9 protein-coding genes and 1 tRNA gene are annotated in these 11,290 nt (G+C 48.4%); 2 read left to right on the top strand and 8 right to left on the bottom strand.

The window, feature by feature from the left end; all coding sequences use genetic code 11:
- Positions 1–6: 6 nt before the first annotated feature.
- The 7 genes from AC0S1O_RS07565 to AC0S1O_RS07535 form a co-directional block, all read right to left on the bottom strand.
- A complete protein-coding gene (locus AC0S1O_RS07565) occupies positions 7–1,401 on the bottom strand; it encodes an NCS2 family permease (RefSeq protein WP_475393702.1) in 1,395 nt (464 codons plus the stop codon).
- 41 nt (positions 1,402–1,442) lie between these two features.
- Positions 1,443–1,889 carry an alanyl-tRNA editing protein gene (locus tag AC0S1O_RS07560; RefSeq protein WP_475393701.1) on the bottom strand — a complete coding sequence of 149 codons (447 nt, stop codon included), beginning with the start codon at positions 1,887–1,889 and terminating at the stop codon, positions 1,443–1,445.
- Positions 1,890–3,626 carry a translation initiation factor IF-2 gene (gene infB / locus AC0S1O_RS07555; protein WP_475393700.1) on the bottom strand — a complete coding sequence of 579 codons (1,737 nt, stop codon included), beginning with the start codon at positions 3,624–3,626 and terminating at the stop codon, positions 1,890–1,892. It abuts the gene before it with no gap.
- A gap of 25 nt (positions 3,627–3,651) precedes the next feature.
- On the bottom strand, positions 3,652–4,911 hold the full coding sequence (locus AC0S1O_RS07550; RefSeq protein ID WP_475393699.1) for a phosphoadenosine phosphosulfate reductase domain-containing protein: 1,260 nt from the start codon (positions 4,909–4,911) through the stop codon (positions 3,652–3,654).
- 31 nt (positions 4,912–4,942) lie between these two features.
- The gene (locus AC0S1O_RS07545; RefSeq protein ID WP_475393698.1) at positions 4,943–5,605 is read right to left on the bottom strand and encodes a biotin--[acetyl-CoA-carboxylase] ligase; all 663 of its coding nucleotides are present in this window, start codon (positions 5,603–5,605) and stop codon (positions 4,943–4,945) included.
- A gap of 258 nt (positions 5,606–5,863) precedes the next feature.
- Positions 5,864–5,937: transfer RNA gene (locus tag AC0S1O_RS07540), tRNA-Ala, on the bottom strand.
- A gap of 39 nt (positions 5,938–5,976) precedes the next feature.
- A complete protein-coding gene (locus AC0S1O_RS07535; protein WP_475393697.1) occupies positions 5,977–7,311 on the bottom strand; it encodes an MATE family efflux transporter in 1,335 nt (444 codons plus the stop codon).
- Positions 7,312–7,381: 70 nt separating this feature from the next.
- Here AC0S1O_RS07535 and hisS point away from each other — a divergent pair, with 70 nt between their 5' ends.
- Entirely contained in the window at positions 7,382–8,611 is a 1,230-nt protein-coding gene (hisS, locus tag AC0S1O_RS07530; protein ID WP_475393696.1) for a histidine--tRNA ligase, read from the top strand.
- Here hisS and AC0S1O_RS07525 read toward each other — a convergent pair.
- Complete coding sequence (locus AC0S1O_RS07525) at positions 8,608–9,561, bottom strand: 2-hydroxyacid dehydrogenase (RefSeq protein WP_475393695.1); 954 nt, start codon at positions 9,559–9,561, stop codon at positions 8,608–8,610. The genes hisS and AC0S1O_RS07525 overlap by 4 nt on opposite strands.
- A 107-nt stretch (positions 9,562–9,668) precedes the next feature.
- On the opposite strand from AC0S1O_RS07525, the gene AC0S1O_RS07520 reads away from it, so the two are divergent.
- Positions 9,669–11,288 carry a flagellin gene (locus tag AC0S1O_RS07520; RefSeq protein ID WP_475393694.1) on the top strand — a complete coding sequence of 540 codons (1,620 nt, stop codon included), beginning with the start codon at positions 9,669–9,671 and terminating at the stop codon, positions 11,286–11,288.
- Positions 11,289–11,290 lie beyond the last annotated feature (2 nt).

Raw genomic sequence — 11,290 nt, 5'->3', positions numbered from 1 at the left:
GAAAAATTAGTGGAGCCAGTAGAGCCATAGGAAGTATATGGCGAATATTACTGCAAGGATGTACATCAGAGGGCTTATCTCCCTGACTCTCCTGGACGCTATTTTTGTTATCACGTATGCAATTATGCCCGCACCTATGCCGTTGGATATGTTGTAGGTGAATGGCATCACTATTAGGGTCATAAATGCGGGTATGTACTCCGTGTAGTCCTCAAAATTCACATTGCGCATGTTTGAGAGCATGAACAGGCCCACGAGTATCAATGCTGGTGCAGTTGCGGCAGATGGAACCAGGGCAATTATGGGCGTGATGAACAATCCGGTCAGGAAGAGCAGAGAAACCACAACGCTTGTGAGCCCTGTGCGTCCTCCCTCCTCAACGCCCGCTGCGCTCTCTATGTACGTTGTCACCGTTGATGTTCCCATAAGCGCGCCGAAGGTTGTGCCCAGAGCATCTGTGAGCAGCATTCTTGTCAATGGTTTCTCTGGAATGTTTCCCTTCTCATCCAGATCACCGACCTTTGCGCTCAGGCCCGTTACCGTGCCAAGGGTATCAAAGAAATCCACCATTAGAAATGCGAAGATCACTCCCAGGGCTCCGGCAGCCATCAACCCACCGAAGTCCATATGCAATGCTATTGGTGCAATGGACGCGGGGAGGGACACTGGAGAGGAAGGTAGGGAGAACCCAGATGGATATAAATTGGATGCAGCCCATGGACTTATGGATGCCCAGATAACCGCCGCCACGGTGGAGCTCAGTATGCCCCATAGCAGTGCACCCTTTATCCTGTTTACGAGAAATATTATGGTTATGGTGATTCCAAACAGTGCAATGGCCACCGAAGGAAGATTGAGGTAATTCATTGAGATTACCACACCCACCGCCTGATGGTTCGGAAGGAGTTTATCTGCCGTGTACCTTATTATGCTCGCATTGTTTAGCCCTATGAATGTGAGGAAGAGACCTATGCCTGCGCCTATTGAGTATTTCAGATTTGTAGGGAACGAGTTTGCCACCCAGGTTCTAACCTTTGTCACAGAAAGGGCGATGAAAATCAGACCCTCGATGAAAACCGCCGCCAGGGCAACCTGCCAGGTGTAGCCCATGGCGATTACCACTGTGTAGGTGAAATACGCGTTTAGGCCCATCCCCGGAGCCAGGGCATAGGGCTTTTTTGCGTATAGGCCCATAATCACGGTGGCAAGTGCGGAGGCCAGCACGGTGGTCGTCACAAGGGGGGCAAAGGGCATGCCCGTCTGGCTCAAAATTGCGGGATTCACGAAAATAATGTATGCCATGGTCATAAAGGTGGTGAAACCTGCCACGATCTCTGTTCTCACTGTCGAGCCATGTTCACTAATTTTAAAATATGAGTCCAGTTTTTCAGACCAACTCATGTATCCACCCAGTTAATATATCGATCCCATATATAATAGTTTCACTCCACATCGAAACTTATCTCGAGGAGCTCCTTTGACCTTCTTAACCTTGTTTTTCTTATTTTTATTGAGCCCACCTCACCTGTGGTTTCTGTGTGCTCCTTGTTGCAGGCGTTGACGTTCCAACCTTCGATAACTACTACTTTGAGGGTTTTTACTTCCGGCGGAACCGGGAAGAGATCGTACATCTCATCACCGAATAATCGCTCGGCCTCATCCCTTGGAAGGGTGTACACCTTTATGGGCACATTCTCTCTTATTTTCTCATTTGCAAGGTGTTCTATTTCCCTTATCTCCTCATCCGAGGGTTTTCTTCCGTATTTCACGGTTAGCCTTCCGTGGTTACCATCCACATACACGCTGGCGGTCCATTTTGCACCGAGCACCTTTACCACAGCGCCCTTTAGTATATGGAGAGCAGTGTGGGTTCTCACCTCATCGTTCATTTACAACCCCCAGAAAGGTTTTTCCTTCCTCTTTATTCTTGCGATTTCTTCAAGAACCTCTTTATCCTCGTATTTCAGGTTTATCTTGAACAGTTTTTTTGCATGCTCCTCGGGAATGTCTATGTAGTATGTCTCTCCTGCCTTTATTTGCCTTCCAACTGTAACGCCATCTATGGCCACGGCCACCTCCTCGCCCATTATTGCCTCTATGACGTTATTCTCCCCATTTCTTATGCTCTTTATGCGCCCCACAACGCGCCCATCATCCCGGAGTATTCTCTGCCCCACACGGATCCTGCCTCCTAAAACGCGCACCCCCACGATGGCAGGTTTGCTCAGGCGAAATATGTACTCTGGCAGGATTTTGAACTTACCGGGGAAGGTTATCTCCATTCTTTTCTCCGCCTCAAGTTCCCTCTTCTTCTCCTGGGCCCATTCTTCATAGTCCTCTATGAGTTTGTACACAACGTTGTTGGTGAATATTTTTATTTTTTCGGCCTCCTTTTCGGCATCTGGAAGAATCTTAACGTTGAATCCGAGAATCACGCGGTATAGGGGATTGCTGATTGTCTGGGCATTCACTATGTCCCTCTTGCTTATATCCCCTATATCGGCCATTTTTATGGGTATGCCCTCCTGTTTGAGTTCGTAGGCCAAAGCCTCCAGGGAGCCGAGGGCATCCGCCTTTATTATGATTCCCTCCTCCTGCGTCTCTATATGTATGCCCGTTTCTTTTCTCACCCTTTTAAGTGCATCTTCAAGATTTTCATTGGCCACCAGAACAGGCGATCCCGCTAGGGCATTTTCAAGGTTTGGTGCGGCTATCTTTATCCCCGCTGCCGCGTGAACCTCATCCACGCTTAGAAATCTATCTCTCGGATCACGCATCTCATCCAGAGGTTTTGGCTTGAGTATTGCCTTTATCTTCGTGACTATGGGCTCATCTGTACTTCCAACCACGATGGTATCTCCCTTCCTGATCGTGCCAGAGTAGAGGATCACATCGATCGTTTTACCCAGGCCACGCTCCTCCTTCACCTCAAGCACTGTCCCTTCCCCGGGCCAATCTTCGGTGTGCAGATTTTTTTCAAGGAATCTCTGGGCAAGTCCCACAAGAACGAGCAAGAGGTCTGCAATGCCTATGCCCTTCTTCGCGCTCATGGGAATGATTGCAACGTTCTGGGTGAAATCTGCAATTCTATCGTATCGTTCTGAGGAGAACCCCAGTTCGTACAGTTTTTCCACTATGCTGTAGATCTTCTCATCAACCGCCTGCTGAACCTCCTCCTTTTGCTTCTGAATTGCCAGAATGAATGGCATGTTATCCGCATTTTTCCATCCGTAGATGAGATCTATCTTGTTGGCCGCTATGACAAAGGGTGTGCGATACCTCTTCAGGATGTTTATGCTCTCGATTGTCTGGGGCATTATACCCTCGTTTATGTCGATAACGAGCACGGCGATATCTGCCAGTGCCCCTCCCCTCGCCCTCAATGTGGTAAATGCCTCATGACCGGGAGTGTCGATGAACAGCAGTCCTGGAATTTTGAACTTTTTCTTGATGAGATTTCCACATATGCGGTATATTGCCTCAATGGGCACCTCGGTTGCCCCTATGTGCTGGGTTATTGCACCTGCCTCTTTCTTTGCCACGGAGGTGCCCCTTATCTTATCCAGAAGTGTGGTCTTGCCATGGTCAACATGGCCCAGAACGCTCACGATGGGCTGTCTTATCATATTTTTTCCGTATAGCAAGATTGTATTAAGATTTGCGGATTTCCTTCATCTTTGCAGGCAATTCCTTCCATCTCCATAGCCCATCCATGATTTCCCCGTGGGAGTAGCTATGGCTTTTCAGGTAATCGTACCATCTCTTGAAAAGTTGTGGGTGCGTGCGCTTTAAATTATGAAATTCGGAGTTGAGCATAGATGGGCACATGAAACATCCTATACGCTCATAGCCCATATCGTACAGCGGATTGTAGGGCAGATCTTTCCACCCTATGAAGAGCCAGACATCCAGTGCGAGCCAATCAAGGATCGGATAGATCATCCTCAAGTTTCCGAGGGTCCGGCCACCGGTGCGCATCATTCTTCCAAAAGATTCGTACCTTCTCGTACCGTCCACCACCACGCCCCTGAATTTTTTCAGTTGTTCAAGCTTCAGATACCTTGTGCACCACCTATTGTCCTTTGTTGGTATGCCCTTTTCCTCCAGGGTTTTCCAGAAATCGATTTTTGGATGCACTTCAATTAGTTCAATGTCCAGATAGTCTGCAAAATTGTAAACGAATCGCTCCGTTTCTGGAAATTCAAGGCCTGTGTTTGCATATATCGCTTTTCTCACCCCCGCTCTCCATGCAAGGTAGAGTGCTACCTCACTGTCCTTGCCTCCCGAGAATGCCACGTAGTTTGCCCGACTCTTTTTTATCATATCAATAGCTCTTCTCTCCATCTCCCGCAAAAAATTTTCATTTGCCCTTATGGCGTCTTTCATACTGCTTCTTTTTCTAGTTACGATCTTTCCACAGTAAAGATCCTTTATTCTTGCACCCTCCCGGGCTTTCACGGCCACACCTGTACACCTTCCGGAGTAGAAGATCTCCCAGTTTTCCACATTTCTGCCTATTTTCTTTCCCTTCAGGTGACCCTTCTGGTGAATTTCAAAATCCACATGGCCTGTGAGTGCATGAAAGAGGGCAGCACCCTTACCCGTGGGCACGAATACGTATTTCCACCTTCCATCCTTCACATACTCGAGCGTTCCGATTTTAAAACCGTCAACGAAGACATCCTTTCTGTAATCCAGGCCCGGTTGCTTTGAGAGAAGTACGAGCCTTCTCCTTACGTAATCCCTCACCTCCCTGAACGGAATGAGTTTGCCCAGCACTCCCATCTCATAGGGGCTTGCAGGTCTTATATCCCCCAGGGGATGAAATCTGAGAGACACGGGGTGAGAGTGGCATATTCCGCACCTATCTCCACGCACAGGAACGTTGCATTTTGTGCAGTATCCGATCACGACGGGCAATCTCTTATGGAATTTATAAGTTTCACTCTAAAATCTGAACATCTCCTGCTAGTACCCTCTTTATCTCATTGCCCATCCTTACGAGGAGAAAACCTTCATCGTCGATATCCTCGGCCATGCCCTCGTACTCTCCATTATCCACAATTCTGACTCTTTTTCCAAGTGTGCAGTTGTACGCCTTCCATTCTTTTATTATGTTCTCCTTGCTTTTCTCCTTCTCCTCGCCCAGAATTTCAAGAATCCTCAGGAGAAGTTCGTCCCTGGAAACATCGGGAAGATTTATGGCGATCTCTGAAATTTCTTCAGGTATTTTGTTCTGCAGGTTTATTCCTGCTCCCAGTAGCACGTACTCCCCGTGCACTTCCCCTATTATGCCTCCCAGTTTTTTTCCTCGGAGAATTATGTCGTTGGGCCATTTTAGGCACACATTCACGCCCATATCCTTCAGGGCCTTTGCAATGGTCACTCCTGCCATTAGGGATACGATTTGAAGGGGTAATTTGACCCTTATTATGGCTGTGAACCACAGGCCCCCCAGGGGAGAGTGCCAGAATCTCCCAAATCTACCCCTACCACTTTTCTGAGTATCGGCCAGCACAACCACATTTTCTCTCAGAATCTGCCTTGCCAAGTCCTGCGTTGAGTTCACATATTGGAAGTGCAGAATTTGAAACTCCGAGCCCATAAAAGGGTATTTTCCTCCTCAATTTATACTTTTTATTTTTCGGCGGGAAATTGGGTAAAAAATGACTTCCATTCTTTCCGGGAAAAGCTGCTTTCTTTCTAAAAAAGGGGCTCAGTGAAGAGGTTTGGGGGTAAAAGAGCATCAATGATGCGATCAAGCCTCGCCCTGCGAGGCGCCGGCACCTTTTCAAAAGGGGCTTAATGGACCGGGCGGGACGAGCATCTCTGATGCGAGTAAGCCCGTGACATTTCAAAGAAATGGACCGGGCGGGATTTGAACCCGCGGCCTCTGCCTTGCAAGGGCAGCGATCTTCCGGGCTGATCTACCGGCCCCTAAGTGGGGAAGGTAAGAACGAATATAAAATTTTTCGGTCAAACCCTCACCTTTGCCCATTTACCTCTGCGGAACTCAAGGTACATCCACCCTGCCCTTATGAAGGTCTCAAAGAACATTCCGAGCCATATCCCCACAAGTCCCATTCCCAGAGGGAAGGCAAGAACGACAGCAATGCCAAGACGTATGCCCATCAAACCGGTTAGGTTTATTACCATGGGCATCGTCGTGTATCCTGCTCCCCTCATTCCGCCCGCAAGGGTGAACAACGCTCCAAGTGCGGGTTCTGTCATTCCCATGAGGAACAGGTATATGGATGCAAGGTGTATGATTCTCTCATCGCCCGTGAATATCTCTGCGAGGTACTGGGGAAACAGGATCATTATGGCTCCAGCCACTGCCATGAAGAGCATACTCATCTTCGTTGCCTCAATTGCCGCCATTTTTGCCTTTTTCACGTTTCTCTCCCCGAGGGATTGTCCCACCAGCGTGGTGGCTGCTATTGAAAATCCGAATGCTGGCATGTAGGCGAAACTCTCCGCCTTGAGTCCGATCTGAAATGAGGCGTAGCCGAGTGCACCGGATGCGGCAAATATCAGGGCTGCGTATATGAAGGAGGTTATGGCCCACATACCCCTCTCAATTCCAGCGGGTATGCCAACCCTGAACATTTTCTTTATGAGTTCCAGGTCCCATTTCTCCCTTGCGAGGAGTTTGGGGTATATCACGAGTTTACCCCTGCCTTGCATAATGAGATAAATCAGGGAACCGAAGAGGTATGAGGAGCCTGTGGCGATGCCCGCGCCCAGCACCCCAAGTTGTGGAAATCCGAAATTTCCGAATATGAGTGCGTAGTTCCAGAACACGTTCCATAGGTTGGCGAATATGTCCACGTTCATGGGTGTTTTCGTATCTCCCGCCGCCCTGAGGGATGCCTGATACGCTGCCATAAACACGGCGAAGGGGTAGAAGGTGAACACTCCCATTATGTACTGCTGTGCCCCCTTCACCACTGCAGGTCCGGCTCCCAGTGCAACAGGCAGGGTCCATCCAAAGAAGACGGCAAATAGGGATACGGGTATGGAGATGAGAATTAGGAGAATGTAGAGATTTTCAAAGGTGTATCTTGCCTCCTCGTACCTTTTCTCGCCCCATCTCCTGGCTATGATCGCCACACCTCCCGTGGTTATTCCCATCACCAGCGGGAAGGTCAGAAAGTAGAACATGCCACCTATGCCTGCGGAACTAAGGGTTACAGCGGGATTGCCGTATCTGCCGAGCATCATGGCATCGACTATGTTCTGAAAGGTGTAGAGCACATTTGATATCACGGCTGGAATTGCGAGGTTCAGCACTGATTTTCTCAATTGCACGTATGTGCAATGGTGAGCGCGTAGATAAATTTTGAGGTAAATTTTTTATAAGGGTCAAGGATAAGCATCTATGATTCAGCGCCTCAAGGGATTTCGTGATATGTACCCGGAGTATATGCGTGCCCGCAGAATAGTGTTTGATAAAATATGCTCGGTTGCCCGTGAATTTGGTTTTCACGAGATAGATGCTCCAAGTGTGGAATTCCTAGACCTTTTTCGCATAAAGAGTGGGGAGGAGATAGTGAAGCAAACATTCAGTTTTGTTGATAAGGGAGGGCGTGAAATAACTCTCATTCCTGAACTCACACCCTCAGTTGCCAGGATGATCGCGGCGAGAAAGGATCTCGTTAAGCCCGTAAAGTGGTTTTCCTTCCCGAAGATGTGGAGATACGAAGAGCCCCAGAGCGGGAGGTTGCGTGAATTCTACCAGTTCAACGCTGATATTTTCGGGGTTAAGGGCATAACTGCAGATGCTGAGGTTATGGCCCTCGCCATGGAGATTCTGGATTCCCTTGGACTCAAGGGTAAGTACGTGATGCGTTTTAGCGACAGAATCATAATGGAGGAACTTTTGAAATCCATGGGCATTGAAAATATAGAGGAGGCATTCAGAATAATTGACAAGAAGGATAAGATCGGGGAGGACGCGTTCCGCGCGGAGATGGAGAGGATCACTTCAGAGGATAACGTGGATGAACTTCTCTCCCTTATGGAACTTCGTGGAGATGTGGATGCCGTTCTATCAAAACTTCAGCACTTTGAGAGGAGCGAAGCGCTCGGAGAGTTGAAGGAACTGCTCGATGCCTATGGAAAAGAGGCGATTTTCGATCTTTCAATTGTGCGGGGACTTGCCTATTACACGGGTGTGGTTTTTGAGGTCCACGACGCAAGGGGCGAGTTCCGTGCCGTGCTGGGAGGGGGAAGATACGATAGGGTTGTGGAACTATTTGGAGCTCAGCCCACCCCCGCCGTTGGTTTCGGTATGGGTGATGCTGTGCTTGAACTCCTAATGCGGAGGGAGGGTGTTTGGCCTGAAGAGAAGATTGAGGTGGATTATTTTGTCGTTATAATCCCTGGATTCAGGAAGGAGGCCATTGAGGTTGCGATGTGGCTCAGAAAGAAGGGATATGTTGTGGATATGGAGCTCGGGAACAGGAGTGTTGGAAAGCAGATGAAGTATGCCAATCGCATAAACGCAAAATTTGCCGTGATTGTGGGTGAGGAGATAAAGCGAGGTGGAGTAACGCTTAAAAATATGGAAACCGGTGAGCAGAAGGTTGTGAAGGTGGAGGATATTTAAACAACCCTGTGCAGTGGCTCTTTTCCCAGAAGAACCCTGGATACATCCTCGCACACCATCTCAGCCATTTTTCTTCTGGTTCTCTCCGTTGCACTTCCCACGTGTGGGGTGAGAACCACGTTGGAGAGTGAGAGCAGTTCTGGATTCACGCGGGGCTCTCCATAAAACACATCGAGACCTGCGGCGAATAATTTACCTGATTTCAGGGCCTGGATCATTGCCTTCTCATCCACAACCTCTCCGCGGGCGGTGTTTATCAGAATGGCTCCATTTTTCATGAGTTTGAATTCCTCCTCGCCTATGAGGTGCCTTGTATCTTGGGTCAGGGGAACGTGCAGGGTTATTATGTCCGATTCTCTGAGCAGTTCGGGCAGGGATGCGAATCTTGCACCTGTTTCCCTCTCAAACTCCATTTTTCGGGTGCGCGAGTAATAGAGTATGCGCATGTTGAATCCCCTTGCCCTTCTTCCAACGGCCTGTCCTATGCGTCCTGCTCCAACTATGCCAATGGTGGCGCCCCACACGTCCTTACCGAGCAGTAGCATTGGCTCCCAGCCCCTGAATTTTTTATCTCGCATGAATTTATCTCCCTCAACAACCCTCCGTGCTGCTGCGAGTATGAGGGCGAAGGTTAGATCCGCGGTTGCGTCCGTTAGCACTCCCGGGGTGTTCACAACGGTGATTCCCTTTTTTCTAGCGTACTCCACATCAATGTTGTTGTACCCCACAGCGTAGTTGCCAATGACCTTGAGATTCCGTGCAGAGTCGATAACTTCCCTGTCTATGGGGTCTGAAAGTAGGGAGATCAGAGCGTCTGCATCCCTCACACCCATTATTATTTCCTCCTTGGTTGGCTGTCGGTCTTCAGGGAATATATCCACCTGGAAGCCATGGCTCTTCAGCATCCTTATCCCGTCATCTGGAATTTTTCTTGTCAGAAAGATTTTCATAGGCGAGAATGCGCTTGAAAGCATTAAAATTTACCGTTTCTTGGGTGATTTTACGAAATGATAATCACACGTAATTATTTAAATAAGAAACAATGGGTGGTTGAAATATGAAGAGGCTGTACACGAGGAAGGAAGAGGGTGATATAGGAATTGCAACCCTCATACTGTTCATTGCGATGATCATAGTGGCCGCCATTGCCGCATCCCTCATAATATATGTTGGGGTTACCCTTAGGGAGCAGGGAGAGAAGGTGGCATCGGATGTAACTTCTCAAATAACGAGTTCTGTTAGAATCCTTAATATTCTGGGAGATAGGGATATTGATGGAAAGGACCCCTCTGTGGTGAATGTCAAGGCGCCAATTCAGAGGGATTATACTCCTCCCCATGGAGGTTTGATTCTGAATGTGACGGTAAACAGCACGGATCCACTATCCGTGAAAATTGTCTGGAATTCTGCGGTTGACACCGAGAGTGGTATGTGGAAAGAGGAGCTTTACAGGGTTTCTGGAGCGCCTTCAACCATAAAATTCATTTTGAGGGATGAGAACTACATAAAGAGCGTTGGAACCCTTGTGGCGACCTTCACCTCAGGGTTTGGAGATGGTAGAACATATGTGGATTACGGCGTGAATTCCAGCACTTACTACGGCTATGCAATAATTGGGTACGATAGGGCGGGCAACAGTGTTCTTTATGCTGCGTTGAACCAAACAGTTTACACGGGAACGGGAACTCCGGATACCACGGCACCCACGGGTAATATAGAATCCATAACTCCTGCCGGATACGGGGTTATGATAACATGGACCGCAAGCGATAGCGGAAGTGGACTGGCCTATCAAAAAATTTACCGTTCAAGAAGTGAAATAACAAGTACGAATGTGGAGAATGCCACTCTGGTGGCCACGGTGGGTCCCGATGTGAGGAGTTACATTGACTATCCTCCAGCCAATGGAACCTGGTATTATGCCATTGTTGGTTACGATAGGGCAGGAAACAGTGCCTTATACTCGGCCACAACCAATAGCATAACTGTTACGAGGGTGGATAATATCCCACCTCCCTCGGTGGAGGGTCTTCGGGCTTACACCTCCCAGTACTACATACACCTTGAATGGAAACCGGTTCGAGATAATCAGAGCGGTATAAAGGGCTATTACATATACCGTTCCACAAATTATCTGTCTGTGGCGACAACGCAGGTATTCAACAGCAAGCCCTATGCCTTCGTAAAGGATACCTATTTCAACGACTACATCTATATGCCCTATCAGACCTATTATTATCTGGTTGTTGCTGTGGATAACGCATCCAATTACGGGCAGATAATCGTGCCACAGAACTCAATTCAGGTGCTGGAAATAAAACTTGCACTTGGTCCAGGTTCCAAGCCCGTTGACTTCAACAACGTTATTGTGGAACTCACAGATGGAAATGTGGAAGCATCTCTGAAACTGAACTCCTCAGGGTTTGGTGTTGAGGCAGCCAATGCAACCCTTTATGGAGTGCAGGTTGTGAATGACCCCTCCGGAGAGTTCAGGCGGAGTTACATCCTTGAAGATGGAGCCATAATAATAATGTACATTAACGCGAGGGCAGTGGGGTTGACCTTGACCCCTCAGACAAAGCTCACAATGAAGATAATTCCAGGTCCGGGTATTCCCATATACACGGTGATTGAGATTCCGCCAGTAATGTTAAATAGATACGTGGAGATATACTGAGG

The organism is Candidatus Aciduliprofundum sp. HYA1, from assembly GCF_056175085.1.
Note: the sequence above shows the minus strand (reverse complement) of the source record. Positions and strands in the feature narration are given on the sequence as shown.

Coding starts and splice junctions, on each gene's coding strand:
- AC0S1O_RS07560 (WP_475393701.1), bottom strand. CDS start 1,889: ATGAACGATGAGGTGAGAACCCACACTGCTCTCCATATACTAAAGGGC.
- AC0S1O_RS07525 (WP_475393695.1), bottom strand. CDS start 9,561: ATGAAAATCTTTCTGACAAGAAAAATTCCAGATGACGGGATAAGGATG.
- infB (WP_475393700.1), bottom strand. CDS start 3,626: ATGATAAGACAGCCCATCGTGAGCGTTCTGGGCCATGTTGACCATGGC.
- AC0S1O_RS07545 (WP_475393698.1), bottom strand. CDS start 5,605: ATGGGCTCGGAGTTTCAAATTCTGCACTTCCAATATGTGAACTCAACG.
- AC0S1O_RS07520 (WP_475393694.1), top strand. CDS start 9,669: ATGAAGAGGCTGTACACGAGGAAGGAAGAGGGTGATATAGGAATTGCA.
- hisS (WP_475393696.1), top strand. CDS start 7,382: ATGATTCAGCGCCTCAAGGGATTTCGTGATATGTACCCGGAGTATATG.
- AC0S1O_RS07565 (WP_475393702.1), bottom strand. CDS start 1,401: ATGAGTTGGTCTGAAAAACTGGACTCATATTTTAAAATTAGTGAACAT.